Raw genomic sequence first — 26,430 nt, forward strand, 5'->3', positions numbered from 1 at the left:
ACCCGACCCGGACCGGTACGCCTCCGGCAGGTCCGACACGGGTCCGGCGCGGGGAAGATTGCTTGCACAAGCGCTATACAGGCTCTAGCCGATATTTCAAATCATGGCTTATCCTGTACCCAGCCACATCTGGAAGGAGGCCGGGCCCCATGACCGCCACGGACCCCGCGCTCACCGCCCTCGCCAACGGCTGGGGCGCCCTGTCCCTCCTGCACGGCAGGATCGAGTCGCACATCGAACGCGCCCTGCAGGCCGAGCACGACCTGAGCGTGCGGGAGTACTCGCTGCTCGACGTCCTCAGCCGCCAGCACGACGGCGTGGGCGGGCACCTGCAGATGAAGCAGGTCGCCGACGCGGTCGTCCTCAGCCAGAGCGCCACCACCCGCCTGGTCACCCGACTGGAGGACCGCGGCCTGCTGTCGCGCTACCTGTGCCCGACCGACCGCCGAGGCATCTACACCAACGTGAGCGAGGACGGCCTGAAGCTCCTGGAGCGGGCCCGGCCGACCAACGACGCCGCCCTGCGCGAGGCGCTCGACGAGGCCGCCCGCAACCCCGAGCTGACCTCGCTGGTCAGGGCGGTCGAGGCCGTGGACGCCGCCTCGCCGGCCCGCTAGGGCCTCCGCCGACAGCGCCGCTCCCCCGGGCCCGGCCCGTCCGAACCGCACCCACGGTTCGGACGGGCCGGGCCCGGCCGCGTTTCCACCCCCTTCGGCCCCTCCACCCCCTTCGACCTCATGGCGCATGCCCACTGTCAGCGTTTGCACTTATCGCGCGTCTGCAACTATTGTTTAAGCACGCAAGGCGCTAGCTCAAGCAATCACAGAAGGGTTCGGGCCCATGCCTCTCGCTCTCATCGCCCTGGCCATCGGCGCATTCGGGATCGGGACCACCGAGTTCGTGATCATGGGTCTCCTGCCCCGGATCGCCGGCGACTACGGCGTCTCCATCCCCGACGCGGGCCTGCTGGTCACCGGCTACGCCCTCGGCGTGGTCATCGGCGCCCCGCTGATGACCGCCCTCGGCACCCGGATCAGCCGCAAGACCATGCTCATGCTGCTGATGGGCCTGTTCGTCGCCGGGAACCTGCTCTCGGCATCCGCCCCGTCCTTCCCCGTGATGCTGGCCGGTCGCATCGTGACCTCGCTGGCCCACGGCGCCTTCTTCGGCATCGGCTCCGTCGTCGCCGCCGACCTGGTCGCCCCGCAGAAGAAGGCCGGCGCCATCGCCACCATGTTCACCGGGCTGACCGTCGCCAACATCGTCGGTGTGCCGCTGGGCACCTTCATCGGCCAGGCGGTCGGCTGGCGCACCACCTTCGCCGGCGTCGCCGCGCTCGGCGTGATCGGCCTGCTCGGCATCGCCAAGCTCGTACCCGCCATGCCCCGCCCCGAGGGCGCCCACCTGCGCCGGGAGCTCACCGCGTTCCGCAACCCCCAGGTGCTGCTCGCCATGGCGATGACCGTGCTCGGCTTCGGCGGGGTCTTCGCCGCGATCACCTACATCGCCCCGATGATGACCAACGTCGCCGGCTACGCCGACGGCTCCGTCACCTGGCTGCTGGTGCTGTTCGGCGTCGGCATGTTCCTCGGCAACCTGCTGGGCGGGCGCTACGCCGACCGCAAGCTGATGCCCATGCTCTACACCACCCTCGGCGGCCTCGCCGTGGTGCTGGCGCTGTTCACCCTCACCGCCCACAACAAGGTCCTCGCCGCCGTCACCGTCCTGCTCGTCGGAGCCCTCGGCTTCGCCACCGTCCCCCCGCTCCAGAAGCGGGTCCTGGACCAGGCCCACGGCGCCCCCACCCTGGCCTCCGCCGTCAACATCGGCGCCTTCAACCTCGGCAACGCGCTGGCCGCCTGGCTCGGCGGCATGGTGATCGCCGCCGGCCTCGGCTACACCGCCCCGAACTGGGTCGGCGCCGTCCTCGCCGCCACGGCCCTGCTGCTGGCCTTCTGGTCCGCCGCCCTGGAGCGCCGCGACCGCACCCGTGAGGCCGTCACCACGAGCGCGGCTCCCCGCCACGCCGCCCTGCGCCACTGACCATCGATCCGACCGGAACCCACCCCACCACCGGGAGAAGCACCACCATGAGCACCACCACCGCCGTCGCCCCGCTGACCACCGCCGACGCCGAGCTCCTCGTCGAGACCGCCCGCAGCGCCGCCGAGGCCGCGGGCGTGCCGGTCAGCGTCACCGTCCTGGACGCGGGCGGCCACCTGCTCGCCTTCCGCCGCGACGATCGCGCCGTGCTGATCTCCGGCGAGACCAGCACCCGCAAGGCCTACACCGCCCTGCAGCTGAACGCCCCGACCGCCGACCTGGTCGACCTGGTCAAGCCCGACGGGCCGTTCCACTCCCTGCCCACCGCCCTGGACCGCCCGCTGCTGTTCATCGCCGGCGGCATCCCGGTCCACCGCGACGGCCGGCTGATCGGCGCCATCGGCGTCGGCGGCGGCGCCCCGGAGCAGGACCACTCCTTCGCCACCGCCGCCCTCGACCGGCTCGCCCGGTGAGCACCGCCCCCCGCACCCCCCGGGAGGTCTTCGCCGACCACGGCGAACGCCCGGGCACCGGCGGCCTCGACCTGATCAGCGCCCGGACCGTCCCCCACACCCTCACCGACCGCACCGTCTGAAGGAGACGAGCATGACCCCCAACGTCCCCGCCGTGAAGCTGAACAACGGCGTCGAGATCCCCCAGCTCGGCTTCGGCGTCTTCCAGGTCCCCGACGAGCAGACCACCGCCGCCGTCGCCTCCGCCCTGGAGGCCGGCTACCGCAGCATCGACACCGCCGCCGTCTACGGCAACGAGACCGGTGTCGGCCGCGCCCTGGCCGCCTCCGGCGTGGCCCGCGATGACCTGTTCGTCACCACCAAGCTGTGGAACGCCGACCAGGGCTACGACGCCACCCTGCGCGCCTTCGACGCCAGCCTCGACAAGCTCGGCCTGGACCACGTCGACCTCTACCTGATCCACTGGCCCACCCCGGCCCGCGACCTCTACCTCGACTCCTGGCGCGCCATCGAGCGCCTCGCCGAGGAGGGCCGCATCCGCGCCGCCGGCGTGTCCAACTTCCAGCCCGCCCACCTCCAGCGCCTGCTGGACAACAGCTCGCTGGTGCCCGCCGTCAACCAGGTCGAGCTGCACCCCGGCCTCCAGCAGGCCGAGCTGCGCGCCTTCCACGCCCGGCACGGCATCGCCACCGAGGCCTGGAGCCCGCTCGCCCAGGGCGCCGTCCTGGACGACCCGGCGATCACCGCCATCGCCGAGCGCACCGGCAGGTCCGCCGCCCAGGTCGTCCTGCGCTGGCACCTGCAGCTCGGCAACATCGTCATCCCCAAGTCGGTCACCCCGGCCCGCATCCGGCAGAACCTCGACGTCTTCGGCTTCGAGCTGACCGAGCAGGACATGACGGCGATCGCCGCCACCGACCGCGGCCTGCGCACCGGCCCGCACCCGGACCAGTTCAACGCGAGCTGACCCGCCCCACCACTCCCGTCCCGGGCGGTCGCACCGCCGCCCGGGGCGGGTTTTTGCAAGGATGCGGCGCGGTGGCCCAGGTGGCCCGTGGGACCGCGTCTATGACTTGTTCCGCAGGGACGAGCGGCTATGACCAGCAGCTGTCCCGACACCCACAGGGCCTCCGGTTGATCCCCCCGGATTCTCATCGAGTCGGACCCGAGTCACGGACCACCCGAGGCGTCGGGCTCGACCACTCGGAAGCGTTCCGCAACGACAAGAGTGTCGTCATCAATGACCGGGGTGCGGCCCAGGAACTCGCTCACGCCATCGCTCCGGAAGAACTCCTCGTGGGCTGCCCTCCACTCGGCCACGTTGGAGTAGCCGCGCCCCTCGGCTCGCGCGAAGTCGTCGTCGATCTCCTTCATGGGAACGACGCGCACGTCGGCGAGCTCGATCGTGACGGCCGGACGACCTTCGGAATCAAGCACCGAGAATCGCTGACCGGTCGTCGGTACTGCCTCTCCGGCGTGCTCGTAGATCTCCAGGAGCCCCGTGAGCGCGGTCTTCTGGCCGCTCAGGATTGCCGCCACACCACGGTCACGTTCCGGACCGGGGAAGGCGAGTTCAAGGGTCGGAAGGTCGTCATGTCCCATCGAGCGAGGGTACGAAGCCCGGTCGCGTTGATCAAGGGCCACCGCTCCGCTCACTCCCGGCACCCACATCAAGCACTTTCACCACACGCCCTGGTACTCCGGGTGGCGCAGGGCGACGGCGGCGCGGACGGTGTCGGCCTGGTGGGCGGCCTGGCGGGCGACGGGCAGCCAGACGGGCTGGAAGCGCTGCTGGTACTGGGCGCACCAGTCCCGCAGGAGGTGGTCGAGGCGGGCGGCCTCGCGGGCGGCGGCGGCGCCGGCCGGACGGACGGCGCGGCGCAGCAGGGCGGCGGCGCGCACGGGGATGCGGTGGGCCCACAGATCGATGCCGGCGAGGCGGGCGCGGGTGAGCGGGGTGTGCGGGAGGTCGTGCCCGTGGGCGTCGGGGTCCCATTGGTCGGCGAGTTGGTGCAGGGCGGTGAGCGGCGTGCGGGCGGCGCGCAGCAGCGGGGTGTCGGGGTGGCGCAGGTGGGGCGTGGCGGCGTCGAGCAGTGCGGTGAGGAGCGTGCCGCGGTGGCGCAGGCGGTCGGCGTGGGTGCGCAGGTGCCGGCGGACGGCGTCGGCGGGGCGGGTGTCGCCGAGGTGGGCGCTGGTGAAGGCGGGGACTTCGACGAGGACGGTCTGGCCGCCGTGGCGCTGGGGGGCGAACCAGGTGCCGGCCTGGCCGCCGCCGGTGTCCTGGTGGGGGGTGAGCATGCCGGTGGCGGTCTCCTGGTGGTCGATGTGGTGGGGGGTCATCAGGTAGACGCCGGGGCCTGATTCGTGCAGGTGGAAGGTGTCGAAGTTGCCGGTCTCGACGGGGATGCCGTGGGTGGCGGCGGAGCGGGCGAAGGGGCGGGCCAGGGGGGCGGGGTCGATGGTGGCCTGGAGGAAGGTGCCGCCGACGTCGGTGCTGTGGAGGGAGAACTGGAGGGTGGGGCGCAGTTCGTCGATGAGGTCGAGGAGGGCGCGGCTCTCGGGGAGGTCGGCGCCGATGGCGGGGGCCCATTCGGGCTGGTCCTCGGCGGCGGGGCGGTAGTAGTGGGCGAAGTAGGCGGGCAGGGTGCGGGCGGTGCGGCTGCCGTCGGCGAGGTGGGCGCCGTCGGGGTCGAGGCAGAGCAGGAAGTGCCAGGCGAGGTCGGGGCGTCGGGTGGTCAGGGCGTGGTGGGCGAGGTCGGTGACGGCGGCGCGGGAGGCGAACTCGTCGGCGTGGGCGCCGGCGACGACGAGGAGGTTGTGGGGGGCGTCGCGGCCGACGGTGAGCAGGGTGAGGGGGCGTCCGGCGCGGGAGGTGCCGACGGTGCGCACCCGGCACAGGTCGGGCCACTGGGCGGCCAACCGGTGGGCGGTGGCGGTGAGTTCGTCGAGGCTGGGGTAGTGGTCGTGGAGGCGGGCGGCCCGGTCGGCGGGTGTCGTCGTGTCGGTCATCTTCGGTGTCCTCCCCTGGTGGTCGTGGCAGTAGTTGTACCTGCTGCGGGAGGGGGCCGGGCCCGCCCGGGCGCGGAGGCTCGGACGGGCCCGGGACCCGTTGTGTGTACGAGACCGGGGTGGACGCGGCCGTGGTGTCCGATGGCGGGTCGATGACCGGCCAGCGACTCCGAGCTGTACAGACAGCTTGACGCCAGTCGATCAAGATGTCGACGCATCGACGAGGACGGCCCTGCGGGTGGGGCCCGCCCCGGCGGGCCCCCGCACCGCGCCGGCGGGCACCCCTGGCGAACAGCGCGGTCACACCGCCCGCCGCCCGCGTGCGAACGGCGCTGCGGGGTAGCCGAACCGGCATGCTGACACTCGGAGTCGAGGAAGAGTACCTCCTGGTCGACCCGCGCGACGGCGCACCGCTCCCCCGCGCCGCCGAGGTCCTGAGCACCGCCTCGCTGGCGCCCGCGCTGCGCCCGGCGGAGGCGCAGCACGAGCTGCTCCAGGTCCAGGTGGAGAGCGCGACCCCGGTCTGCGAGGACCTCGCCGAGGTGGGCCGCCACCTCGCGCGGGTACGGGCCGCGCTGAACGCGGCCGCGGCCCAGCACGGCTGCCGGGTCGTCCCGGTGGGCTCCGCCCCGTTCGGGCCGCCCGGCTCGGCGGTGCCGGTCACCGACGACGCGCGTTACCGACGGGCCCGGCGCCAGGCGCCCGTGCTGGTCGACGACCTGATGCTGAACGGCATGCACGTCCACGTCGGCGTGCCCGACGAGGAGGAGCGCCTGGGCGCCCTGGTACGGCTGCGGCCCTGGCTGCCCGTGCTGATAGCGCTGAGCGCCAACTCGCCCTACTGGCGGGGTCGCGACACCCGGTTCGCCAGCTGGCGCACGGTCCACTTCGACCAGTGGGCCGTCAGCGGCCCGCCACCCGCCTTCCGCGACGGTGCCGACTACCGGCGGCGGGTGGCGGCGCTGCGCACCGCCGAGGTCATCGCCGACGAGGGGCAGCTGTACTGGCACGCCCGGCTGTCCGGGCGCTATCCGACGGTGGAGGTGCGGGCCATGGACGTCCAGCTGACGGTCGCCGACGCCGAGCTGTTCGCCGGCCTCGCCCGGGGCCTGGTCGCCACCGCCGTCCTGGAGGAGCGGTCCGGGCATCCGCGCCCGGACGTCCCCGAGGAGCTGCTGCGCGCCGCCACCTGGCACGCCGCCCGCACCGGTACCCACGGCCGGCTGGTCTCTCCCGTCGACGGTGTCGCCCGCCCGGCCGAGGCCGTGGTCGAGGAGCTGCGCGCCCACGCCGCGCCCGGCCTGGAGGCGGCCGGCGACGCCGGGCGGGTGGCCGGGCTGTGGTGGGGCTTCGATCGCCGGGGCAGCGGCGCGCAACGCCAGCGCCGCTGGTTCCGCGAGCACGGCCGGCCGGGCCTGACCGAGCACCTGATGGGTTCCACCGTCACGCGCACGCCGTAACCGGGCGCCCGGCCCCTGACGCGTCCGGCTGCCCGGACGCGTCAGGGGTCAGCCGTCGCCGTCCCCGTCGCCGCTTCCGTCCCCGCCGCCGTCCCCGGTGCGCTCGTCGGGGCCTGCTCACTCGCCTCGCTGGTGCCCGCGGCGGACCGGCCCGATCCACCTGGTGTCGCGCCGCGAGCCCCGGGGCAGACGCGCGGCGTGAATCCCATCGAGCGGGGCCTGCGGGCCGTGGACCGCTTCCAGCAGCGCCACCGGGCCCCCGGCCTGGTGATCGGCGTCGTGCGCAAGTACGGCGACGACCGGGGCGGGCTGCTGTCCGCCCTGATCACCTACTACGGCTTCGTCGCCCTGATCCCGCTGCTGCTCCTGCTCAGCACCGTCCTCGGCTTCGTCCTGCACGGCCACCCCGGGGCGCAGCGCGCCGTGCTGGACTCGGCGCTCGCCGACTTCCCGATCATCGGCGACCAGCTGCGCCAGAACGTCCACTCGCTGCAGGGCAGCGTCCTGGCGGTGCTGATCGGCGTGCTCGGGCTGCTGTACGGCGCGCTGGGCATCGCGCAGGTGCTGCAGCACGCCATGGCCGAGGTGTGGAACGTGCCGGGGGTGAAGCGGCCCGGTTACTGGCCGCGGCTGGCGCGCAGCCTGCTGCTGTTCGCGGTCCTGGGCAGCGGGCTGGTGCTGGGCACCGCCACGGCCTCGCTGGTCGGCGGCACGCTGGCCGGGTCGGCCGCCCGGGTCGGGGGGCTGGTCGTCTCGGCGCTGGTGAACGCCGCGCTGTGCCTGGCCTGCTTCCGGGTGCTCACTCCGCGCGAGGTGCCGCTGCGGTCGCTGTGGCCGGGCTGCGCGCTCGCCGGGCCGCTGTTCACCGTCCTGCAGGCGACCGGCTCGCTGCTGGTCGCCCACGAGCTGCGGCACGCGGGCCAGGTCTACGGGTTCTTCGCGACGGTGATCGGGCTGCTGTTCTGGCTCTACCTGGCCGCGCAGGTCACGGTGTACGCGGCCGAGACCAACGTGGTGCTGGTGCGGCGGCTGTGGCCGCGCAGCCTGCTGCAGCCGCCGCTGACGGAGGCCGACGTGGCGGTGCTGTCCTCGGTCGCCCGGCAGGAGGAGCGCCGGCCCGAGCAGCGGGTCGACGTCTCCTTCCACCACGGGCCGGGGCCGCAGGACGCCGACCGGGACGGCGAGGGGGTCGCCGGGGGTGGCGCGGACGACGGCCCCGACGACGGCGTTCGCTCCGGTTCGTCCTGATCCGCCTGCGCCGCTGCGCGCCGACCGGTGGTGTCCGCGTGGTCGAGGGCCGGCGGAGCGGCCGGCGGGGGAACCGGGACGGCCCTGGTCAGGCGCCGGGCGGACCGGGCCGGCCGGGCGGTTCCGGCGCGGACGGCGGCACGTCGGCGACGGCCCCGGAGTCCGGGCGGGACCCGGGGGCCGGGGCCACGGGCAGCCGGGGCAGGGCGTACGGATGGTGGTCGCGCAGGTAGCCGATGAGGTGCTCGCGCAGCTGGCAGCGGAGCTCGAACGCGTCGGCGCCGTCCGCCGCCGTGGCCAGCACCCGGACCACCATGGTGGTGGGGGTGGTGTCGACCACCTGGAGGGCGCTGCCCTCACCGTCCCACAGCTCGTTCCCGGCCAGGAAGGAGTCGAACTCCTTGCGCAGCAGCGCGACCGGGGCGTGGTGGTCGAGGTGGAGCAGCGCGGTGCCGGTGATCCGGCTGGAGCGGCGGGACCAGTTCTCGAACGGGCGGCCGACGAAGTACGACATGGGCATCACCAGGCGCCGCTGGTCCCAGGTGGCGATCACCACGGCGGTCAGGGTGATCTCCTCCACCGTGCCCCACTCGCCGCCCACCACGACCACGTCCCCGATCCGGGCGAGGTCGCCGAAGGCCATCTGGACGCCGGCGAAGACGTTGGCCAGGGTGCTCTGGGCCGCGACGCCCGCCACCACGCCGACCAGCCCGGCGGAGGCGAGCAGGCTGGTGCCGATGCCGCGCACGGCCGGGAAGGTCATCAGGACCGCGCCCAGCGTCACCACGGCGACGATCGCCTGGCCGATCCGGCCGAGCAGGTCGGCCTGGGTGCGGGCGCGCCCGGCCCAGACCGGGTCGCGGCGGTGCACGGCGAGGCGCAGGGTGCTGTCCACGACCAGCGCCACCACCCGGGCGCACAGCCAGCCTCCGGCGGCGATGGCGAGGATCACCATCAGGTGGCGCAGCCCCTCGCGGGTGTCCGGCGGCGCGGCTATCCAGGGCAGCGAGCCGAGCAGGAGCAGGCCGGCTGTCAGCGCCAGCAGCGGGAGCCGGCAGCGGCGTACCAGCAGGGGTATGCCGGCGGTGCCCGAGCGGACGGCCAGGTACCGGACCGCGAGCTGGGCGGTCCGGTCCAGGCCGTACGCGAAGAGCACCGCCGTGGCGCTCGCGAGCACCAGGCGCAGCAGGCTCCACCACATCTGCCGTTCTTCCCTTCTCCCGGGTGCTGCCGGTGGCGCCGGGTGCGGGCGCCGCCGGTCGAGTGCTCGCTTTTCCCGGCGGGGCGAGGCCATTCCTGCCCGGTGGCCGGCGGGGCGGCATGGATGCGGCGGTCCGGGGCAGCCGGTCAGCGCGCGTCCGCGCCGGGCCGGGCACCTCGCCGGCCCGTACCACGGAAGGGAGAAGCGTATGAGCGGCGACGACGGCGTCTGGGAGTTCCGGGACGCCTGCGGCCACAGCGCCGGGACCGACCTGGTCGGGTTCCACGTGGAGGCGCAGGACGGTCCCATCGGCAGGGTGGACAAGCTGTCCGAGGAGGTGGGGGCGCAGTACCTGGTCGTCGACACCGGCCCCTGGATCTTCGGGAAGCGGGTGCTGCTGCCGGCCGTCACCGTCACCCGCATCGAGCTCGCGGAGCGGAAGGTGTACGTGGACCGGACCAAGCAGGAGATCAAGGACGGCCCCGGTCTCGGCGCCGACGTGCCGGAGGCGGAGCCCGGGTTCCGGGACCGGTACGCGCTGTACTACGGCCCGTACTACAGCGGCCGCATTCTCTGAGCGTCCGCGCCGGCCTGCCGCCGTCCCGTCCGGGGCGGCGGCAGGCCGGCGTGAGGGGGCGGCGTGAGGGCGCGGGCCGGCCGCGGTTCAGCCGCGGGCCAGCCGGTGGGCGTCGAACTCGGCCCAGATCGCCTTGCCTTGGCCGTGCGGCTCGGCGCCCCAGCGGTCGGCGGTGCGCTCCACGATGAACAGGCCGTGGCCGCCGGGCAGGGCCGGCTCGTGCGGCAGGCGCAGCACGGGCAGGGCAGGGCTGCGGTCGCTGACCTCCACCCGCAGGCGCTGCCCGGTGGCGTCCAGGACCAGCTCCAGCGGGCCGCCGCCGTGCAGCATGGCGTTGGCCACCAGCTCGGCGACCAGCAGCACGACGTCCGCGCCGACGCCGTCGTGGGTGCCGGGCGCGCCGGCGGGGGCGTACCAGTCGCCGACGGCCTCGGCGGTGAAGGCGCGGGCCCGGGCGACGGGCTTGGGGAGCCCGGCCAGGGGCAGCCGCCTGCGCTGGCCGCCGGGCGGCAGCGCCGGGCGGGACCGGGGCGCGTCGCCGTCCAGGGTTCCCCGGCTCATCGTCATGTGAGGGCGCCCTTTCGGATCGACGGCGGTTCGCATGGTCGGTTTCCCGGCGCTTTCGGGATTATGCCTGCGCCGGCACCGGGTGCGCGGCCCCCGCGGTGCGGCGTGCCGGGGTGCCGTCTCCTGCGGAGCGTGGACCGGTTCAGGCCGCCAGGGCCTCCTCGGCGGATGCGTGGATGGAGAACACCGCGCGGGTGCCGGTCAGTTCGAGGACCCGCATGACGGTGGGCGGCACCGCGGCCAGGTGCAGGTCCACGCCCTCCTCCGCCGCCGCGAGGCGGGTCTTGAGCAGGAGGTTGAGGCCGGAGGAGTCGCAGAAGCCGACCTCGGCGAGGTCGATCACCACGGCGCCGGGCCGCTGCGCGACCAGGGCGGTGAGGGTGTCGGCGGCGGGGGCGAGCGTCTCGATGTCGAGGTCGCCGGCCAGGGCGCAGACCACCGCGCCGAAGGCCGCGGGGCGGGTGCGTACCGCCAGTTCCGCACGGTGCGGGGAGGCCGCCGGCGCGAGGTCCCGCCGTTCGTCGTCGGATGGCGTCATCGTCGTCCCCTCCATGTCCGTGCCCTCCGACCTTACGTAGGCGGCCTCCCGCGGCCAAGCGGGGGGGCGGCCCCGGTGCGATGGCTCAGTCCTCCTCCAGCCCTTCGCGCAGGCGCCGCAGGGTGCGGGCGAGGAGGCGGGAGACGTGCATCTGGGACAGCCCGAGGCGGGCGCCGATCTGCGACTGCGTCAGGTCCTCGCAGAAGCGCATCGACAGGATCAGCCGCTCGCGTTCGGACAGGGCGCCGACCAGTGGCTTGAGCGCGACGAGGTCCTCGACCCGGGAGAGGTCCGGGTCCTCCTCGCCGATGCGCTCGCCCAGGCTGCCGGGGCGGTCGTCGTCCTCGGCGCCGGTGTCCAGGGAGCCGGCGGTGTGCCCGTTCGCGGCGGTCAGGCCCTCGATCACCTCGTCCTCGGCGAGCTGGAGGTGGGCGGCGAGTTCGGCCACCGTGGGGGCCCGGTCCAGCTCCTGCGCCAGGCTCTCCTGGGCCTTGGCCAGGACGATCCGCAGCTCCTGGAGGCGGCGGGGCACGTGGACGGCCCAGGTGGTGTCGCGGAAGTACCGGCGGATCTCGCCGAGCACGGTGGGCAGGGCGAAGGTGGTGAACTCGACGCCGAGTTCGGCGTCGAAGCGGTCGATGGCCTTGATCAGGCCGACGGCGCCGACCTGCAGCAGGTCCTCCTGCGGCTCGCGGTGGGCGTTGAAGCGGCGGATCGCGAACCGGACCAGGGACAGGTTCATCTCCACCAGGGTGGCCCGCACGTACGAGTACTCCCGGGTGCCCTCCTCCAGGACGGCGAGGCGGCGCAGCAGCACCCGGGTGAGTTCGCGGGCGTCGGCCGGCGGGACCTCCCGCGGGTCCTCGGCCGCGGCGAGTTCGGGTGGCAGCAGGTCGCGCAGCGCCGACGCGGCGGGGGCGGCCGTGCGGGAGGGGTCCTTCGTCGGCGAAGCGGCGGAGGCGGTCAGTTCACCAGTGGTCGTGACCATCGGAGTCCTTCCTCGTGTCGGCACGGTCGAACGCCCCGGATACCCCGCCTCGGCCGATCGATGCAGTGGCCGCGCGTGGAGGTTTCGTGAACCCCGGGCGGGTGTCCGGGCCGCGGCCGTCCGCCGGCGCGGGGACGGCCGCGGCCCGGCTCGGCCGGGTCGGGGGCGCGGGTGCCGCTTCGCAGGGTCAACTCCTAAGGGGCCGTGGGGCGGTGGAGCCGGCGGGCGGCGGTGCGGATGGCGAGGGTGTACGGGGCGTCGAGGGCGCGGGTGGGGGCGTCGAGGTCGTCGAAGGGCACCAGGGCGCGGTGGGTGTCGTCGGTGGTCTGGGTCCAGGCCGTCCAGGCGTTGTGGACGTCCTCGTCGGTGACCTGCTCGCCCTTGGCCTGGAGCAGCACGGCGTAGATGCGGAAGAGGTCGTCGGAGCCCTCGGGAGGTCTGGCCTCCGTGGGCAGGCAGGAGCGGATCAGGTCGGCGATGGGGTCGAGGTGGCTCATACGGCCAGTGTGCCGGTGACGAGCGTGCCGGTGAGCAGGATCAGGTGGGCCAGCGCGAATATCACGGGCACGAGCCGTTCGGTGGTGCCGAGTTCGGTGTAGTGCCGGTGGCGCCGGCCGGTCGCGGCGCTGTTCCTGAGGACGTCCCACTCCTCGGTGTAGATCCGCGCGGGCAGCTTCTCCTCCAGGCTGTTGATGACCCGGAACTTGGCGCCGTTGAGGTCCCGGTAGCTGCGCAGCTGCATCCACCAGGCGCCGGAGAGGGTGATGCCGGCCAGCGCGACGGCCGTCGCCACCCACCACGGGGACTCCGACAACTTCGGTATGCCGAAGCCGATCAGGGTGACCAGCGCGGTCTGCACGGACAGGAAGAAGGTGTTGGCGCTGCCCCGGCGGGCGGAGATCCGGTCGGCCATCTCCACGGCGAGCAGGTACAGTTCCAGCGTTTCGGACCGGCCGTTCGGCTCCTGCGGCTTGGTCATCGCGCGGCCCCCCTCGGGCGGGTGGTGTGCCGGCTTCGCCCGCTGCCCGGGCTCGGCCCGATGTGTCCATCCTTCCCTGCGGGCCGGCCCGTCAGTGCTGCGCGCCGACGGCGGCGGCCACCGCGACCGGGGTGGCCGCGGTGGCGGTGCCGGTCGGCAGGGCGCGCAGGGCCGCCTCTGCCTGTGCCTCGCCCTCCCCGTACTGGTGGGCGCGGGCCTCGCGCAGCGCGGCGCCGAGGTGGCGGGCGGCCTGTTCCGGGCGGCCGGTGGCGGCCAGGGCGCGGCCGTAGAGGGTCTGCAGGACCACCCGGCGGGTGACCGGGAAGGGCGGTTCGGCGACGGCCAGGCCGCGGGCGGCGTGGTGGGCGGCCTCCTCGGCGGCCCCGTTGGCCAGGCACTCGTGGGCGAGGTGCTGGCGGGCGAGGGCCACCAGGTCGGCGCGGTCGGCCCGTTCGGCCAGGGACAGGGCCTTCAGCAGCAGGCTGCCGACCCGTGCGCGGCCGGCCCGGTCGCCGTGGCGGGCGAGGGCGACGGCGAGGTTGACCAGGGCGACGGCCCTGGCGGTGCCGTCGCCGGCCCGGTCGGCGAGGTCGGGGGCGCGTTCCAGGTGGACGAGGGCCTCCCCGGGGCGGTCCTCCTCCAGCAGCACCCAGCCCAGCAGGGCCCGGGCGCGGGACTGGGCGCCGGGGTCGCGGTCGGCCTCGGCGGCGGCCAGGCCGTGTTCGAGCAACGGCACCCAGCCGTCCCTGACCTGCCAGACGATCAGCGGCCACTGGAGCAGCACCAGGCGCCAGGCCCGGTCGTGCAGTCCGGCGGCGACCGCCGCCTCGACCGCGCCGCGCAGGGTGTCGCGTTCGGCGGCGTACCAGGCGAGCGCGCTCGCCCGGTCGGGGAAGGGGCGGACCTCGGCGGGGCGGCGGGTGCCGGGCGGCAGGGTGCAGCACGGCTCGCTGCCTGGTTCGGCGGCGGCGCAGGCGGTGAGCAGGGTGTTGAGCAGGTGGTCGAGCAGGCGGGGCAGCACCTGGGTGTCGGTGTCGCCGGGCAGGCTGCGGGCGTAGAGGCGGACGAGGTCGTGCAGGGTGTAGGCGTCCCGGCCGATCTGGACGATCAGGTGGGCGGTGGCCAGTTGGGCCAGGGCGTCGGCGGCCTCCTCGGGGCGGCAGCCGGCCAGGGCGGCGGCGGTGCGGCTGTCGAGGGTGGTGCCGGTGTGGGCGCCCAGGCGGCGGAACGTCCGGCGGGCGGGGTCGCTCAGGTGCTGGACGGTCAGGGCGAGGGCGGCGGCGACGCTGGTGTCCTCGACGTCCAGGAGGTCCAGGCGGCCCTGCTCGTCGGCGAGTTCGTCGGCGAGGGCGGCGAGTGTGCGGGCCGGGCCGGTGGCGAGGCGGGCGGCGGCCAGCCGCAGGGCCAGCGGCAGGCCGTCGCACAGGCCGGCCAGCCGGGCGGCGGCCTCGGGTTCGGCGGCGACCGGGTCGGGGCCGAGGGTGGCGGCGAGCAGGGAGACGGCCTGCGGGGAGGACAGTTCGGCCAGCGGCACCGGGCGGGCGGCGTCGGAGGCGACCAGGCCGCCGAGCCGGTCGCGGCTGGTGACCAGGGTGACGCAGTCGTCGCCGTCGGGCAGCAGCGGGCGGACCTGCTCGGAGCGGCGGGCGTTGTCCAGGACGATGAGCATCCGGCGGGTGGCCGTCAGTTCCCGGTAGCGGGCGGCCATCGCCTCGGGGGTGGCGGGCATCCGCTCGGCGGGCAGGCCGAGGGCGAGCAGCAGTTCGCGCAGGACGGCGGCGGTGTCGCGTTCCGGCAGCGTGCTGTGGCCGCACAGGTCGACGAAGAGTCGGCCGTCGGGGAAGTCCCGGTGGCGGTGGTGCGCCCAGTACAGGGCGAGGGCGGTCTTGCCGACGCCGGCGCCGCCGGTGAGCACGGCGACGGCGCCGGGGGCGGCGGTGGCCCGGTCGACGGCGGCCAGTTCGTCCTCCCGGCCGGCGAAGCCGCGCGGGCGGCGGGGGAAGGGCCAGGGCGCCGGGGCGGGCGTGGGCTCGGGCACGGGGATGAGGACGGGGACCGGGACCTGGACGGCGACGGGGGCGGGGGCGGCTTCGGGGGCCGGGTCGGGGGCCGGTACGGGCGGGCTCGGCGGGGCGTCGGTGCGCAGCAGCCGGTCGTAGGCGTCGGTGAGTACGGGCCCGGGGTCCATGCCGAGTTCCTCGGCCAGGGCGCGGCGGGTGCGGTGGAACCAGGCCTGGGCCTCCGAGCGGCGCCCCGCGCGGCCGAGCGCGTGCATGAGTTCGGCGACCAGCGGTTCGCGCAGCGGGTTGGCGGTGGCCTCGGTGCGCAGCAGGTGCGCGGCGGCGCCGTGGTCGCCGAGCCGGCCGTGGGCGCGGGCCAGTTCCTCGACGGCGGCCAGCCGCAGGTCCTCCAGGGCCTGGGCGGCGCACTGCAGTTGCAGGCCGGGGGTGGTGCCGGAGAGGGCGGGGCCCCGCCACAGGGCGAGGGCCTCGCGCAGGTCGGCGGCGGCGCGGCCGGCGTCGTCCAGGGTGCGGGCGCGGGCCACCAGTTGTTCGAACCGTACGGTGTCCACCGCGTGGTCGGGTGCCCGCAGCAGGTAGGCGCCGTTGTCGGTGACGAGTTCGATGCCGGCGGCGGGGGCGTCGTGGGCGGTGAGCAGGGCGCGCAGTCCGGAGACGTGGTTGTGGATGACGGTGCGTGAGTGCCGGGGCGGCGCCTCGTCCGCCCAGAGGGCCTCGGTGAGCCGTTCGACGGTGACCGGTGCTCCGGGGTTCAGCAGCAGCATGGCCAGCAGGCTGCGGCGTTTGGCCGATCCGGCCGGAAGCTCCCGGCCGTCCTCGGCCACCACGGCCACCGAGCCCAGCAGTCGGAACTCCACGCACCACCCCTTAGATGTATATGACAATCATATGACGGCAGGCGATCTGTCGATCGCGGAGCGTCGCCCCCCTGGTCCACGTGCGGCGGGGCGGCGGGCTCCCGGGCGGCGGGACCGGAGCCGGGCCCGCCGCGTTGGGGAACTACCAGGTGACGGCGTCGTCCATGGACTGCTGCCAGTACGTGACCTTGAGCGGGTCGTCGATGGGGAGACCCTTGGCGGGCAGCGCGGGGTTGCTTCCCGCGCCGACGCTTGACCGGAGCTTGCGCGGTGATCCGTCCCGGGCGCCACGGTCTGCGGCCGATCAGGGACGCTGGGACACCGGGACGGGCTCTGAGCTGGGGGAATGCCGGAGCCCTGGAACGCGTGGATGAGACGTTGGGAGCGGGCGGCGGTGAACACGGGCCGAGCCGGGCGGTGGAAGGGGCGTCCGGGGTCGGGCCCGACCGGTACTCGGCCCCGGCCGGATCCATCGCGCGGGGCCGGTGGCCGTAAGATCCCCGACAGCACCGGGCCCGTCAGGCCTCAGCACACGTCTCCGCAGCTCACGCGGGTGCGTGTGATCGCCGGGGCACCCGGCGGCCAGGACAATGGTGCGGACAGTTCCCCGGAAGTACAGAGAAAGCGAAACCTCACCATGGATCTCGGCGTGCGCTGGAAGCTGCACGGTGACGGGCGCACGCCCGCACCGGGGGCGGTGGTCCGTCCCGACGAACGGCTCTCCTGGCCCCGCACGGTAGGGCTCGGCGCCCAGCACGTGGTGGCGATGTTCGGGGCGAGCTTCGTGGCGCCCGTGCTGATGGGGCTCGACCCGAACCTCGCGATCATGATGTCCGGCGTGGCGACCGTGATCTTCCTGCTGGCCACCAAGGGCCGGGTGCCCAGCTACCTGGGCTGCTCGCTGTCCTTCGTGGGCGTGGCCGCGGTGATCCGGGCGCAGGGCGGCACCAGCGCGACGGTGACCGGCGCGGTGTTCGTGGTGGGCGTGGTGCTGTTCCTGGTGGGGGTGGCGGTCCAGAAGTTCGGGGCGCGCATCATCCACGCCGCGATGCCGCCGATCGTCACCGGCGCGGTGGTCATGCTGATCGGCTTCAACCTCGCCCCGGTGACCGCCTCGGTGTACTGGCCGCAGGACCAGTGGACGGCGCTGCTGGTGATGCTGTTCACCGGTCTGGCCGTGGTGTGCCTGCGCGGCTTCTGGTCGCGGGTGGCGATCTTCCTGGGGCTGCTGTTCGGCTACGGGATCTCCTGGCTGTTCGACCAGGTCTTCGGGAAGATCCACTCGGTGGACGGCGCCGGGCACCTGACCGACCACTGGCGCCTGGACCTGTCGGGCGTCGGCAAGGCGGACTGGATCGGCCTGCCGACCTTCCACGGCCCGTCGTTCCAGTGGTCGGCGATCCTGGTGGCGCTGCCCGTGGTGATCGCGCTGGTCGCGGAGAACGCCGGGCACGTCAAGGCGGTCGGCGAGATGACCGGCACGAACCTGGACGACAAGCTGGGCACCGCGATCTCCGCGGACGGCATCGGCTCCATGCTCTCCACCGCGGTCGGCGGCCCGCCGAACACCACGTACTCGGAGAACATCGGCGTCATGGCCGCCACCCGGGTCTACTCCACCGCCGCGTACTGGTGCGCGGCCGGCTTCGCGCTGCTGTTCGGCCTGTGCCCGAAGTTCGGTGCCATCGTGGCCGCGATCCCCGGCGGGGTCCTCGGCGGCATCACCGTCATCCTGTACGGCATGATCGGCCTGCTCGGCGCGCAGATCTGGACCAGGGCCCAGGTGGACCTGCGCAACCCGCTGAACCTGGTGCCGGCCGCGGCGGGCATCATCATCGGCATCGGCAACGTGACGCTGAAGTTCACCGACACCTTCAGCCTCAGCGGCATCGCGCTCGGCACGCTGGTCGTCATCACCGGCTACCACGTGCTGCGGGCGCTGGCCCCGGCGCACCTCAAGACGCAGGAGCCGCTGCTGGACGAGGGCACCTCCTCGTACGACGAGCAGAGCCGGCCCGGCGTGTAACCGGGAGCAGGGAGCACGGCGCGACGGCCGGCGGAAGTGTCCGAAAAGGATCTTCCGCCGGCCGTTCCGTCTGGCCGGACGGGCCGGTGCGGTGGTCGAATCACTGCCCGTCCGCACCGGCCACTCATCCACCTTGGAGAGGCATGTCCCCTCTGTCCCACCGCCGCAAGGCCGCCACCGCGGCCGTCGCCCTCGGCACCCTCGCGATCACCTGCGCCGGGGTGACGCCCTCCAGCGCGGCCGGCCAGGTCCTGTGGACGCCGAGCACCAGCACCGGCCCGTCCTCCTTCAAGGCCGTCCAGTGCGCGGCCGGCAACTTCGGCGTCGTCAAGGACTCCGTCAAGGGCAGCGTGTGGCGGGCCTTCCAGGCCGCCGGGGAGGAGCGCTGCGAGACGCTCAGCCCCGACCTGAAGGAGGGCGACACCTTCTACCTGGGCTGGTCGTCCAAGGTGGACGTCAAGGACACCGAGAGCCGGTACGTCTTCCAGCTGAAGTGCTCGCCGAGCACCGACACGGCCAACCACCCGATCGAGATCGACATCGTCAACGGCCGCGTCCGCCTCCAGGAGTGGGACACCGCCCACGTGGCGCACTCGCTGTGGACCGCGCAGACGGCCAACAACACCTGGCACTCGTACGCGCTGAAGATCCACCTGGGCCGCACGGACGGCACCATCGACTTCTGGTTCGACGGGGTCAAGCAGACCTTCATGACCGGCTCCGGCACCTTCAAGGGCACCACCTGGGACGGCGACCGCAACTACCTCAAGTGGGGCTCCTACCACCCCGCCACGGGCGACGCCACGAACACCTTCACCAGCCCGGTGATGGCGACGACCCTGGAGGCGGCCACCGCCGGCTCCTGACCCCCGCCGAGTCCACCCCCAGGCCCGGACCACCCCAACGCGCGGTCCGGGCCTCTCGGTTCATCCGCGCACCGGGCGGCCGGGCACGGACGGCGGTAACCGGACAGCCTGCGGCGGACCGGCGGGCCGCGTCGTCGAAAGACCGCAGGCCCGGACCGCGGGGGGTGCGGTCCGGGCCTGCGCTTCAGGTGGCTGAGGTGGCCGGTCGGGGCCTGCGACGGGTCAGCAGTACTTGAAGGAGCTGATCTTGTCGTTGATCCACGACGGCAGGGACGGCCACTGCTCGTGGGGGCCGATCCTGAACTCCAGGCCCCCGTAGTTGTTGTGCTCGTAGAAGCAGATGCTGCTCCCGGTGTTGTTCACCACGGACGAGGTGATGTCCTGCATCCCCTGCCAGAAGGCGCCCTCCGGCTTCAGCTTGCCCATGTCGCTGATGTTCTGGTCCGAGGCGAACGACCCGAACTTCTGGTAGGGCTCGCCGCGGACGAACCCGCCCTCGGACCACAGACAGACGTAGTTGGCGGGGCACGCTCCGGCGCCGTGACCGATGGTGAGGATCGTGTTGGCGCCGGCGGATCCCGCCACGGTCACGACCAGCCCGACGGCGGTGGCGGCGGCCAGGCCCAGCCTGGTCAGGTTCTTGGAGAGCTTCATGACGATCTGTTCCGTTCGGGAATCAGGTGGAGGTCGGGGTCAGCAGTACTTGAAGGAGCTGATCTTGTCGTTGATCCATGACGGCAGGTACGGCCAGTGCTCCCCGGGGCCGATCTTGAACTCCAGGCCCCCGTAGTTGTTGTGCTCGTAGAAGCAGACGTGGCTCCCGGTGTTGTTCAGCACCGACGAGGTGACGTCCTGCATGCCCTTGTCCGTGCTGGCGACCTTCTGCAGCTTGCCCATGTCGCCGATGTTCTGGTTCGAGGCGAAGGCACCGAACTTGGCGTCGTTGTAGAACGTGCCCTCGATGAAGTTGGCCTCCGACCACAGGCAGATGTAACCGCTGGGGCACGATCCGGCCCCGTGGCCGATGTTGTAGATGTTGGTGGCGCTCGCGGAGGTCGCGGTGGTCACGATCAGACCGGCAGCGGCGGCGGCGATCAGGCCGAGCTTGGACAGGTTCCTGGAAAGCTTCATGACGATCGGTTCCGTTCGGGTTCAGGTGGAGGGGAAGGGCAGGTTCAGCAGAACTTGAAGGAGCTGATCCTGTCGTTGATCCACGAGGGGACCGAGGCCCACTGCTCCCGGGGGCCGATCCTGAACTCCAGGCCGCCGTAGTTGTTGTGCTCGTAGAAGCAGATGCTGCTCCCGGTGTTGTTCACGACCGAGGAGGCCTCGTCCTGCATGCCCTTCCAGCGGGTTTCCTGGGCCACGAACTTGATGACCCCCATGTCCGGGATGTTCTGGTTCGCGCCGATGGCCCCGTAGTCGGTGCCGCCCTTCGGGTTCCCCACGATGAAGTTGTTCTCGCTCCACAGGCACACCCAGTTGGCGGGGCACTTGCCGGCGCCGGTCTGGATCGTGGTGAGGACATCGGCGCTCGCGGTCGTCGTCGTGGCGGCGAGCACCCCGGCCACCGTGGCGGCACCCACCGCGAGCCTCGTCGCCGTTCGCCGCAGGTTCATCCTGATCTCCTCTGTATCTCTGCATGCCCAGGGGGGTGCTCCGACACATCGCTTGCGGAGCGACACCACTGTGACGGCCGGGGCACTGAGGAGACATCAGTCATCCGACTGCATGTGAATCCGACGCCTGACGGCCTCATACTCCCGTGCGACTTCGCGATCCCGTCCGAGGACCGCATGCCGCTCGCCTCGGCGTCAACCGCGATCGTGTCCGGACTCCTCAGCCTGCTCCCGGGCTGCCATCACGTCTTCGCTGTGCTCGAAGGCCCAGGCGCCGAATGCCTCGATCGGCCCCAGCAGCGTTCGCCCCAACTCAGTGAGGGTGTACTCCACGCGCGGCGGCGACCCGGCGAAAGCGCGGCGCTTCACCAACCCGTTGAACTGGAGCCGACGCAGCGTCTCCGTAAGGACTTTGGGACTGATCCCGCCGATCCGTTCGCGCAGTTCACCGGGTCTCGCGGGACCATCGCGCAGCGTCCACACCACCACTGCGTTCCAGGTGTTGGCCAGCAGGTCGAACGCGAGGCGGGCGCGGCAGTCGGCTACGAAGTCCTGATCAGTGGTCACTTACCAGATGGTGCCCGAGCGGCTTCCTAGTGTCGTCCCGAATCCGACTTACGGGATCACCACGAGGAGGCTGAACTGATGAGGATCGGGATTGCCGGTACGGGCAACATGGCGCGGGTGCTGGGTACACGGTGGTCGCGGGCCGGGCACGACGTGCTGGTGGGCGGGCGGGACGCCGGCCGCGCCGCGACCCTGGCCGACCGGATCGGCGCTCGGGCGGGGACTCTGCGGGACGCGGCCCGACACGGCCGGGACGCGGTACTGCTGGCCGTGCCGTACTCGGCGGCGATCAGCGTGGTGTCCGGCCTGGCCGACACCCTGCGAGGCCGGACGCTGATCGACTGCACCAACCCGCTGGCGTCGGGTTTCGTCCTTGAGACCCGGGGCGGGCCCTCGGCGGCCGAGCGCGTCGCGGCTGCGGCGCCCGGTGCGTCCGTGGTCAAGGCATTCAATCTCTGTCACGAGAGCGTGTGGGGCTTGACGCCGCCGGTCTTCGACGGACGCCCTCTCGCGGTGCCGCTCTGCGGTGACGATGCACCGGCTCTCGAAACGGCACGGCTCCTTGTCCGTGACATCGGATGCGTGCCGGTCAACGGCGGGGGGCTCGACCGGGCGGGCCTGCTGGAGGCGACGGCCGCGCTCCTGATCGGCCTGTGGGTGGGCGAAGGTGCGGATGCTCAGGCGATCGCGCCGCCGCTGGAGTACGCGGGGGTCGATCCCTCCTGACCCGCGCTCCTGTGTCGGATCGGCGCGGGAACGGGCACGGCCACTGCGTGATCACCGGGGGTGTGTTTTATGGCGTCGGCCAGATCAGGTTCCAGAGCACTCATGGCCCTTGCCTGCCCTCCCCCACACACGCAAAACGCCCGACTGGGAACCCCCAGCCGGGCATCAGGCCGACTTCAGACCTCGCCGAACTCGCCACCGCGGACAGCAGCGACGAAGGACGCCCAGGCCTCGAACGGGAAGACGAGAGCCGGACCCTCGGGGTCCTTCGAGTCGCGGACAGGCGCCAGGCCGGGGAAGCCGGGAGCCACCTCGACGCACGACCCGCCGTTGTTGCTGTAACTGCTCTTGAACCATGCGGCGCCGGACAGGTCTACAGGGCGAATCATGACGTTCCTCTCATGCCTTGCTTGTGGATCTTCTCCAGTGACGCAGCCTTCGACAGCGCTTCCACCTGGAGCTGATGGTAGTCCCGCTCCCAGGCCTGGGCAGTGTCAGCGTCTCGCTCGAGGAAGCCGCGCAGCTGGCACTCCGAGTATGCCAGGAGTGACCGATCCGCCATGGTCAGCAGCGTGACCATCATGGTGAACGGAAGCTCCTCCGCGAGTGAGAACGGCGCCACCTGGATGGTGATGTTCGGGCGGCTTGCGAGGTCTTCAAGGTGTGCCAGCTGCCGCGCCATGACCTTGGCCCCTCCCACCCTTCGCAGGAGGGCGCCTTCATCCAGGACAAAGTGCAGGCGTGGCGCCGACCGCTGGTCAAGCAGCTTCTGGCGTGTGGCAAGGAAGTCGAGTCGGTCCGCAGCCTGCTCCTCGGTGATGCTGCCCCGCCGTACGGCTGCGGACGCGAAAGCGCTGGCATACTCCATCGTTTGCGTCAGGCCAGGAATGATGCCCAGCTCGAAGTGGGAGATGCGCTGGGCTTTCGCCTCTTGCGCCGCATACTCGGGAAACCCTTCCAGCAACGACGATCGACTGAGACTCCAGTACGTCAGTTCCAATGCTCCACCGGCATCGACTGCCTTGTCAGCCTTTCGAACCCAGTCAAGTGTGGGATTGCGTGTCCCTCGTTCGAGGTTCGAAATCTGACTATCACTCAGGTGGGTAAGCTCACCAAGCTGGGTCTGCGTCAAGCCCGCCGCCTTGCGCAACCTGCGCAGTTGAGCACCAAACGCCCTGAGGGGCGAAGCCGATGGATCCAGCTGAGACTCACGCATCGTCAGACCTCCACTGCTGCGCGAATTCCACACGGGGAAGATGTCAAGTGGGGAAGCCTTCCGATCGTAGCGGGCAAGACGCCACCATGGCTACACCTGGTGATCCGCCGGGTGCACAGCGCAATCTTTCGCACGCAATCCCCTTGAGGTCCTTCGCCATGCTCACTGCCCGGCGCCCCCGCACCTTCGTCGCGCGCCTTGACTCCTGCGCCGAATCCACGCCCCTGGCCCGCTACTTGCTACGGGCGTACCTCTCCGGGCTTCCCTCCGGGGACCGCTACCGCGACACCGCCGAGCTGCTGCTGTGCGAGCTCTTCGCCAACGCCGTGCAGCACTCGGACGCGCCCGACGACCGGCACATCGAGGTCCACTTCACCCTCGTCAACTCCCGCCTCCGGCTGGAAGTCCACGACGCCAGCTCCGGGCAGCCGTCCCTCCGCACCGCTTCCCCCGACGACGAGCAGGGGCGCGGCCTGTTCCTCGTCAACGAGCTCGCCGAACGCTGGGGCTGCGCCCCCCGCCCCTGTGGCATCGGCAAGTTCGTCTGGGTCCTGATCGCTCCCGTCACCACCGTCTGAAAGCCCGAGCCCCCCGTGAACCTCTCAACCCTCGCCCGGCACACCCTCTCCCGCGGCGCCACCCCCGCCGCCACCTACGCCCTCCTCGCCCGCCTCGGCCACCAGCCCCTGCCCGTCGCCCGAGCCGTCTGCCTCGCCCTCGACATCCCCCACGCCGAGACCACCCGCCGCCTCGCCGACTGCCACGACGCCCTCCTCGCCGACCCTCGCCCCAACTCCGAAGCCGACACCGGTGAACTCCTCGAAGCCCTCGGCGTCTTCGACATCCCCGTCGCCCTCGACGCCACCGGCCGCGCCGTCGTCGACCTCTTCCTCACCGCCATCGACGCCATCGGCGGCATCCGCCCCGGCCACCAGCACGGCCTCACCCGCTGGTTCACCACCGGCAACCTCACCGCCGCCTACCTCTCCCTCGCCGCGACCCACCCCCTGCCCCGCACCGGCGACCCCACCACCTACTGGACCACCCTCACCACCGCCGGCGAACTCCTCACCACCACCCCCAACCCCGACCCCCGCATCCGCTACGCCCTCACCCACTGCCGCACCCAAACCACCCGCACCTGAACCCCCGCGCACGAGAAGTCGACCCCGCCGACTTCCTGCGCGGCGCGGTTGGTGGGGCGGCGGTCGGTGCGATGGGTTGCGCGGGCCGCTCCGGCTGAGCGGCCCGCGCCTGAAGGTCTGTGTCGTGCACGAGAAGTCGACCCCGCCGACTTCCTGCGCGCCCCGGCCGTCGCCGGAAACGGGAACGAGCCCGCCGGGTGTGCAGGCTCGTTCGCCGCGGGCGGGCCGCTTCCCTTACCGGCCGTAGACCTTCCACTGCTGGGCGATGTCGCCGCTCAGGTGTTCCAGAGTGACCTTCTCGCCGAGGCCGTGCGGTTCGAGGACCTCGCCGGGGCGGTCCGCGGACTCGATGAGGACGGGCTCGGTCTGGCCCGGCTTCGCGGGCTGCAGCTTCCAGGTCTGGTGGCCGAACGCGGAGCCGCAGTCGCCCAGCTTCACAACATCCCCTTCGCCGAAGGAGGTGACGCATGGGAAGCCCGGCCGGTTGGCCACCCGGATCTCGTACGTACCGGGGTCCACCTCCCGGAAGATCCACTCGTTGGAGTCGCCGAGGGTCACGTTGTCGCCGGGGCCCGGGTGCAGGAAGTTCCCGTACTTCTCCGACGACACCAGCGCGTTGAACTCCGTGGGCTGGGCGGAGGCCGCGGGCGCGGTGGCGGTGAGGGCGCCGGTGTACAGGCCCGCCGCGGCGACGGCCAGTGCGATCTTGCCGGTCTTCGTCATGTCGTCTTCTCTTTCACTCGATCGGTCGCAGGCGATTCCTGGGACGTCCACGAACATCCTGGACACCGCCGGCGCCGCCGGACCGGGCGAGGCCGGGGCCCCTTGCCCTTCGCGGGTGAAAGACCGCACCGGGCGTATCACCCCGGGGCCAGCCGAACGGGCGCGGTCGCACGCGGCCCACCTGCGGCAACTCGCCGTCGGAGCGAGGGTGTTGACGCAGAGTGACCAGCCGGGTGGCGGCCACTCCCCCCGGTCGCCCCTACGGTGTGTCGTCCTGCCCGGACTCCGGGCCGGTCAGGAACTCCGGGCCGGTCAGGAACTCCGGGCCGGTCACGAACCGCTTTCGGCCGCGACGAAGGTGTACGCGCCGAGTTCGAGGAACAGGGCGTCGTGAAGTCCGGGCACGCCGGTGAGCGGGACGGCGAGTCGCCGTTCGAGCGGTCCGGCGTTGCCGGTCACCGGGTTGTAGGCGCGCAGCACGATCCGGGCGTCGCACGGGAGGGGCGTGTCGAACCGCACCACGACGGTGACCGTGCCGGAGTAGTTGGCGGGCAGCAGGATCGAGCGCGTGTACCCCTCGTCGTCGCCGGGTGGGTAGATCTGCGCCGCCAGGCTGAACGGGGCCTGCTGGTCGGTGTTGGAGAAGGTCGCGGTGCCGGCGGGCAGGTCGGTGCCGGAGATCCCGAAGACGAATCGCGTCCGGGTGTTGTTGAGGTTGCAGATGGCGAGGTTGGAGAGGACGTAGTTGGTCTGCCGGCAGGGGATGACGTCGATGTTGCGCCAGCCGACGTTGGGGTTGTACCTGACCCAGTTCAGGTAGTCGACGAGCGAGCTGAAGGTGGGCAGCGTCGCGGGCATGGGGTGGGCGGGGGTGTCGACGGTGGTGATCGTGCAGTAGTGGCCGGGCGGGTTCTGGCTCGGCCAGAGGAAGGCGGACCTGCTGACGCAGATCTGCCCGGGAGGGATCTCCCTGCTGCCGCCGCGGACGGTGAACGGCACGGTGGTGCCGCCGCCCTCGGCGTTGAGCGGGGTCCATGCCCGCGGGTCCAGGAGCAGTCCGCCGGGGGCGTAGTAGAGCCTGACGTCGCCGGAGGTGGGGCATCCGGTCCTCAGGTTCTTCCCGCGGACGTAGATGCGGTTGAGCCGCCCCTGCACGATGGGGTGGCTGATGCCGAGGTCGGGGCCGCCGTAGCTGGACTCCAGCAGGCCGAAGTCGAGGATGTCGCTGCCGAACGGGATGATGTCCGGGGATTCCCAGACGGGGTCGGACGTGGGGGTCTGTCCCGTGTCCTGGAAGTTGTCCCGGACCAGGATGTCGTTCCAGTTGGCGGCGGCGTTCATGGTTCCTCCCCGAGTGAACGGTGGGTGCCGGACGGCGGGACGGGCCCGGTGCGGGTTCTTCGGCGGTGGTCCCGCCGGACGCGGGTCTTCGGGCCGAGCGCCGTACGCCGGAGGCCGTACGCCGTGCGTCGGCTCACGCGCCGTCGGACGGGCGGGCCGTCCTCGTCGGCGGCCGGTGTCCGTGGCCGCCGGAGGTGTCGGTGGGTCGGTCCTGTCGGGTCGGGACGGCGGGTGCGCCCG

The 26,430-nt window shown here is 72.6% G+C and carries 30 protein-coding genes; 13 read left to right on the top strand and 17 right to left on the bottom strand.

Annotated elements, in window-relative coordinates; all coding sequences use genetic code 11:
* Window positions 1-149: 149 nt before the first annotated feature.
* The 5 genes from ACWDBE_RS26630 to ACWDBE_RS26650 all read left to right on the top strand — a co-directional run bounded on the left by ACWDBE_RS26630 (window position 150) and on the right by ACWDBE_RS26650 (window position 3,483).
* Window positions 150-617 carry a MarR family winged helix-turn-helix transcriptional regulator gene (locus tag ACWDBE_RS26630; protein ID WP_449790262.1) on the top strand — a complete coding sequence of 156 codons (468 nt, stop codon included), beginning with the start codon at window positions 150-152 and terminating at the stop codon, window positions 615-617.
* A 223-nt stretch (window positions 618-840) separates the two neighbouring features.
* Window positions 841-2,043, top strand: a complete 1,203-nt coding sequence (locus tag ACWDBE_RS26635; RefSeq protein ID WP_449809309.1) for an MFS transporter — start codon at window positions 841-843, stop codon at window positions 2,041-2,043.
* 47 nt (window positions 2,044-2,090) lie between these two features.
* Complete coding sequence (locus ACWDBE_RS26640) at window positions 2,091-2,516, top strand: GlcG/HbpS family heme-binding protein (protein ID WP_449790259.1); 426 nt, start codon at window positions 2,091-2,093, stop codon at window positions 2,514-2,516.
* The gene (locus tag ACWDBE_RS26645) at window positions 2,513-2,638 is read left to right on the top strand and encodes a hypothetical protein (protein WP_449809310.1); all 126 of its coding nucleotides are present in this window, start codon (window positions 2,513-2,515) and stop codon (window positions 2,636-2,638) included. The genes ACWDBE_RS26640 and ACWDBE_RS26645 overlap by 4 nt, the downstream gene beginning before the upstream one ends.
* An 11-nt stretch (window positions 2,639-2,649) precedes the next feature.
* On the top strand, window positions 2,650-3,483 hold the full coding sequence (locus ACWDBE_RS26650) for an aldo/keto reductase (RefSeq protein WP_449809311.1): 834 nt from the start codon (window positions 2,650-2,652) through the stop codon (window positions 3,481-3,483).
* Between the two features lie 203 nt (window positions 3,484-3,686).
* Here the strand turns inward: ACWDBE_RS26650 and ACWDBE_RS26655 are convergent, their stop codons facing one another.
* Window positions 3,687-4,118, bottom strand: coding sequence for an ASCH domain-containing protein (locus ACWDBE_RS26655; protein WP_449790256.1), 432 nt, complete (start codon window positions 4,116-4,118; stop codon window positions 3,687-3,689).
* 78 nt (window positions 4,119-4,196) lie between these two features.
* Window positions 4,197-5,525 (bottom strand): M14 family zinc carboxypeptidase, encoded by a 1,329-nt coding sequence (locus ACWDBE_RS26660; RefSeq protein ID WP_449790255.1) that lies wholly within the window; start codon window positions 5,523-5,525, stop codon window positions 4,197-4,199.
* 353 nt (window positions 5,526-5,878) lie between these two features.
* Between ACWDBE_RS26660 and ACWDBE_RS26665 the strand changes: the two genes are divergently transcribed.
* Window positions 5,879-6,985, top strand: a complete 1,107-nt coding sequence (locus ACWDBE_RS26665) for a carboxylate-amine ligase (RefSeq protein ID WP_449790254.1) — start codon at window positions 5,879-5,881, stop codon at window positions 6,983-6,985.
* Window positions 6,986-7,183: 198 nt separating this feature from the next.
* On the top strand, window positions 7,184-8,233 hold the full coding sequence (locus ACWDBE_RS26670) for a YihY/virulence factor BrkB family protein (protein ID WP_449809312.1): 1,050 nt from the start codon (window positions 7,184-7,186) through the stop codon (window positions 8,231-8,233).
* Between the two features lie 88 nt (window positions 8,234-8,321).
* Here the strand turns inward: ACWDBE_RS26670 and ACWDBE_RS26675 are convergent, their stop codons facing one another.
* The gene (locus ACWDBE_RS26675; protein ID WP_449790252.1) at window positions 8,322-9,434 is read right to left on the bottom strand and encodes a mechanosensitive ion channel family protein; all 1,113 of its coding nucleotides are present in this window, start codon (window positions 9,432-9,434) and stop codon (window positions 8,322-8,324) included.
* Window positions 9,435-9,642: 208 nt separating this feature from the next.
* Between ACWDBE_RS26675 and ACWDBE_RS26680 the strand changes: the two genes are divergently transcribed.
* Window positions 9,643-10,011, top strand: a complete 369-nt coding sequence (locus ACWDBE_RS26680) for a PRC-barrel domain containing protein (RefSeq protein WP_449790251.1) — start codon at window positions 9,643-9,645, stop codon at window positions 10,009-10,011.
* An 87-nt stretch (window positions 10,012-10,098) separates the two neighbouring features.
* On the opposite strand, the gene ACWDBE_RS26685 is transcribed toward ACWDBE_RS26680, so the two are convergent.
* The 6 genes from ACWDBE_RS26685 to ACWDBE_RS26710 form a co-directional block, all read right to left on the bottom strand.
* Window positions 10,099-10,578 (bottom strand): ATP-binding protein, encoded by a 480-nt coding sequence (locus ACWDBE_RS26685; RefSeq protein ID WP_449790250.1) that lies wholly within the window; start codon window positions 10,576-10,578, stop codon window positions 10,099-10,101.
* 142 nt (window positions 10,579-10,720) lie between these two features.
* On the bottom strand, window positions 10,721-11,116 hold the full coding sequence (locus ACWDBE_RS26690; RefSeq protein WP_449809313.1) for an STAS domain-containing protein: 396 nt from the start codon (window positions 11,114-11,116) through the stop codon (window positions 10,721-10,723).
* Between the two features lie 85 nt (window positions 11,117-11,201).
* Entirely contained in the window at window positions 11,202-12,104 is a 903-nt protein-coding gene (locus ACWDBE_RS26695) for a SigB/SigF/SigG family RNA polymerase sigma factor (protein ID WP_449809314.1), read from the bottom strand.
* Window positions 12,105-12,298: 194 nt separating this feature from the next.
* Entirely contained in the window at window positions 12,299-12,601 is a 303-nt protein-coding gene (locus ACWDBE_RS26700) for a DUF7701 domain-containing protein (protein ID WP_449790247.1), read from the bottom strand.
* Window positions 12,598-13,083: a RipA family octameric membrane protein gene (locus ACWDBE_RS26705; RefSeq protein WP_449790246.1), complete on the bottom strand. Its 486-nt coding sequence runs from the start codon at window positions 13,081-13,083 to the stop codon at window positions 12,598-12,600. The genes ACWDBE_RS26700 and ACWDBE_RS26705 overlap by 4 nt, the downstream gene beginning before the upstream one ends.
* Window positions 13,084-13,174: 91 nt before the next feature.
* Complete coding sequence (locus ACWDBE_RS26710) at window positions 13,175-15,961, bottom strand: BTAD domain-containing putative transcriptional regulator (protein WP_449809315.1); 2,787 nt, start codon at window positions 15,959-15,961, stop codon at window positions 13,175-13,177.
* A 637-nt stretch (window positions 15,962-16,598) separates the two neighbouring features.
* Between ACWDBE_RS26710 and ACWDBE_RS26715 the strand changes: the two genes are divergently transcribed.
* Both ACWDBE_RS26715 and ACWDBE_RS26720 read left to right on the top strand, forming a co-directional pair.
* Window positions 16,599-17,987 carry a uracil-xanthine permease family protein gene (locus ACWDBE_RS26715; protein WP_449809316.1) on the top strand — a complete coding sequence of 463 codons (1,389 nt, stop codon included), beginning with the start codon at window positions 16,599-16,601 and terminating at the stop codon, window positions 17,985-17,987.
* Between the two features lie 143 nt (window positions 17,988-18,130).
* Entirely contained in the window at window positions 18,131-18,853 is a 723-nt protein-coding gene (locus ACWDBE_RS26720) for a heparin lyase I family protein (protein WP_449809317.1), read from the top strand.
* Between the two features lie 222 nt (window positions 18,854-19,075).
* Here ACWDBE_RS26720 and ACWDBE_RS26725 read toward each other — a convergent pair whose 3' ends face one another.
* From ACWDBE_RS26725 to ACWDBE_RS26740, 4 genes are all read right to left on the bottom strand, one after another.
* A complete protein-coding gene (locus tag ACWDBE_RS26725; RefSeq protein ID WP_449809318.1) occupies window positions 19,076-19,507 on the bottom strand; it encodes a peptidase inhibitor family I36 protein in 432 nt (143 codons plus the stop codon).
* 39 nt (window positions 19,508-19,546) lie between these two features.
* Entirely contained in the window at window positions 19,547-19,984 is a 438-nt protein-coding gene (locus ACWDBE_RS26730; RefSeq protein WP_449790241.1) for a peptidase inhibitor family I36 protein, read from the bottom strand.
* A 44-nt stretch (window positions 19,985-20,028) separates the two neighbouring features.
* The gene (locus ACWDBE_RS26735; protein WP_449790240.1) at window positions 20,029-20,472 is read right to left on the bottom strand and encodes a peptidase inhibitor family I36 protein; all 444 of its coding nucleotides are present in this window, start codon (window positions 20,470-20,472) and stop codon (window positions 20,029-20,031) included.
* Between the two features lie 195 nt (window positions 20,473-20,667).
* Window positions 20,668-21,039, bottom strand: a complete 372-nt coding sequence (locus tag ACWDBE_RS26740) for a winged helix-turn-helix transcriptional regulator (RefSeq protein WP_449790239.1) — start codon at window positions 21,037-21,039, stop codon at window positions 20,668-20,670.
* Window positions 21,040-21,117: 78 nt separating this feature from the next.
* Here ACWDBE_RS26740 and ACWDBE_RS26745 point away from each other — a divergent pair, with 78 nt between their 5' ends.
* Complete coding sequence (locus ACWDBE_RS26745) at window positions 21,118-21,765, top strand: NADPH-dependent F420 reductase (RefSeq protein ID WP_449809319.1); 648 nt, start codon at window positions 21,118-21,120, stop codon at window positions 21,763-21,765.
* Window positions 21,766-21,941: 176 nt separating this feature from the next.
* Here ACWDBE_RS26745 and ACWDBE_RS26750 read toward each other — a convergent pair whose 3' ends face one another.
* Together ACWDBE_RS26750 and ACWDBE_RS26755 are read right to left on the bottom strand one after the other, a co-directional pair.
* On the bottom strand, window positions 21,942-22,154 hold the full coding sequence (locus ACWDBE_RS26750) for a DUF397 domain-containing protein (protein ID WP_449790237.1): 213 nt from the start codon (window positions 22,152-22,154) through the stop codon (window positions 21,942-21,944).
* On the bottom strand, window positions 22,151-22,981 hold the full coding sequence (locus ACWDBE_RS26755) for a helix-turn-helix domain-containing protein (RefSeq protein ID WP_449790236.1): 831 nt from the start codon (window positions 22,979-22,981) through the stop codon (window positions 22,151-22,153). Before ACWDBE_RS26755 ends, ACWDBE_RS26750 begins: the two co-directional genes overlap by 4 nt.
* Window positions 22,982-23,139: 158 nt before the next feature.
* Between ACWDBE_RS26755 and ACWDBE_RS26760 the strand changes: the two genes are divergently transcribed.
* Both ACWDBE_RS26760 and ACWDBE_RS26765 read left to right on the top strand, forming a co-directional pair.
* Window positions 23,140-23,559: an ATP-binding protein gene (locus ACWDBE_RS26760; RefSeq protein ID WP_449809320.1), complete on the top strand. Its 420-nt coding sequence runs from the start codon at window positions 23,140-23,142 to the stop codon at window positions 23,557-23,559.
* Window positions 23,560-23,574: 15 nt separating this feature from the next.
* Window positions 23,575-24,126, top strand: a complete 552-nt coding sequence (locus ACWDBE_RS26765; protein ID WP_449809321.1) for a hypothetical protein — start codon at window positions 23,575-23,577, stop codon at window positions 24,124-24,126.
* A 234-nt stretch (window positions 24,127-24,360) separates the two neighbouring features.
* Here ACWDBE_RS26765 and ACWDBE_RS26770 read toward each other — a convergent pair whose 3' ends face one another.
* Both ACWDBE_RS26770 and ACWDBE_RS26775 read right to left on the bottom strand, forming a co-directional pair.
* Window positions 24,361-24,849: an RICIN domain-containing protein gene (locus ACWDBE_RS26770; protein WP_449809322.1), complete on the bottom strand. Its 489-nt coding sequence runs from the start codon at window positions 24,847-24,849 to the stop codon at window positions 24,361-24,363.
* A gap of 330 nt (window positions 24,850-25,179) precedes the next feature.
* Window positions 25,180-26,190, bottom strand: a complete 1,011-nt coding sequence (locus ACWDBE_RS26775; RefSeq protein WP_449790232.1) for a hypothetical protein — start codon at window positions 26,188-26,190, stop codon at window positions 25,180-25,182.
* Between the last annotated feature and the right edge of the window lie 240 nt (window positions 26,191-26,430).

This window comes from Kitasatospora sp. NPDC001132 (assembly GCF_053598415.1).

Bases quoted from the DNA above. Each gene is read 5' to 3' on its own strand.
- ACWDBE_RS26660 (WP_449790255.1), bottom strand. From the start codon at position 5,525: ATGACCGACACGACGACACCCGCCGACCGGGCCGCCCGCCTCCACGAC.
- ACWDBE_RS26675 (WP_449790252.1), bottom strand. From the start codon at position 9,434: ATGTGGTGGAGCCTGCTGCGCCTGGTGCTCGCGAGCGCCACGGCGGTG.
- ACWDBE_RS26685 (WP_449790250.1), bottom strand. From the start codon at position 10,578: ATGACGATGAGCCGGGGAACCCTGGACGGCGACGCGCCCCGGTCCCGC.
- ACWDBE_RS26655 (WP_449790256.1), bottom strand. From the start codon at position 4,118: ATGGGACATGACGACCTTCCGACCCTTGAACTCGCCTTCCCCGGTCCG.
- ACWDBE_RS26720 (WP_449809317.1), top strand. From the start codon at position 18,131: ATGTCCCCTCTGTCCCACCGCCGCAAGGCCGCCACCGCGGCCGTCGCC.
- ACWDBE_RS26695 (WP_449809314.1), bottom strand. From the start codon at position 12,104: ATGGTCACGACCACTGGTGAACTGACCGCCTCCGCCGCTTCGCCGACG.
- ACWDBE_RS26760 (WP_449809320.1), top strand. From the start codon at position 23,140: ATGCTCACTGCCCGGCGCCCCCGCACCTTCGTCGCGCGCCTTGACTCC.
- ACWDBE_RS26690 (WP_449809313.1), bottom strand. From the start codon at position 11,116: ATGACGCCATCCGACGACGAACGGCGGGACCTCGCGCCGGCGGCCTCC.
- ACWDBE_RS26640 (WP_449790259.1), top strand. From the start codon at position 2,091: ATGAGCACCACCACCGCCGTCGCCCCGCTGACCACCGCCGACGCCGAG.
- ACWDBE_RS26750 (WP_449790237.1), bottom strand. From the start codon at position 22,154: ATGATTCGCCCTGTAGACCTGTCCGGCGCCGCATGGTTCAAGAGCAGT.
- ACWDBE_RS26775 (WP_449790232.1), bottom strand. From the start codon at position 26,190: ATGAACGCCGCCGCCAACTGGAACGACATCCTGGTCCGGGACAACTTC.
- ACWDBE_RS26715 (WP_449809316.1), top strand. From the start codon at position 16,599: ATGGATCTCGGCGTGCGCTGGAAGCTGCACGGTGACGGGCGCACGCCC.
- ACWDBE_RS26755 (WP_449790236.1), bottom strand. From the start codon at position 22,981: ATGCGTGAGTCTCAGCTGGATCCATCGGCTTCGCCCCTCAGGGCGTTT.
- ACWDBE_RS26745 (WP_449809319.1), top strand. From the start codon at position 21,118: ATGAGGATCGGGATTGCCGGTACGGGCAACATGGCGCGGGTGCTGGGT.
- ACWDBE_RS26635 (WP_449809309.1), top strand. From the start codon at position 841: ATGCCTCTCGCTCTCATCGCCCTGGCCATCGGCGCATTCGGGATCGGG.
- ACWDBE_RS26730 (WP_449790241.1), bottom strand. From the start codon at position 19,984: ATGAAGCTTTCCAGGAACCTGTCCAAGCTCGGCCTGATCGCCGCCGCC.
- ACWDBE_RS26725 (WP_449809318.1), bottom strand. From the start codon at position 19,507: ATGAAGCTCTCCAAGAACCTGACCAGGCTGGGCCTGGCCGCCGCCACC.
- ACWDBE_RS26735 (WP_449790240.1), bottom strand. From the start codon at position 20,472: ATGAACCTGCGGCGAACGGCGACGAGGCTCGCGGTGGGTGCCGCCACG.
- ACWDBE_RS26630 (WP_449790262.1), top strand. From the start codon at position 150: ATGACCGCCACGGACCCCGCGCTCACCGCCCTCGCCAACGGCTGGGGC.
- ACWDBE_RS26665 (WP_449790254.1), top strand. From the start codon at position 5,879: ATGCTGACACTCGGAGTCGAGGAAGAGTACCTCCTGGTCGACCCGCGC.
- ACWDBE_RS26700 (WP_449790247.1), bottom strand. From the start codon at position 12,601: ATGAGCCACCTCGACCCCATCGCCGACCTGATCCGCTCCTGCCTGCCC.
- ACWDBE_RS26705 (WP_449790246.1), bottom strand. From the start codon at position 13,083: ATGACCAAGCCGCAGGAGCCGAACGGCCGGTCCGAAACGCTGGAACTG.
- ACWDBE_RS26770 (WP_449809322.1), bottom strand. From the start codon at position 24,849: ATGACGAAGACCGGCAAGATCGCACTGGCCGTCGCCGCGGCGGGCCTG.
- ACWDBE_RS26680 (WP_449790251.1), top strand. From the start codon at position 9,643: ATGAGCGGCGACGACGGCGTCTGGGAGTTCCGGGACGCCTGCGGCCAC.
- ACWDBE_RS26650 (WP_449809311.1), top strand. From the start codon at position 2,650: ATGACCCCCAACGTCCCCGCCGTGAAGCTGAACAACGGCGTCGAGATC.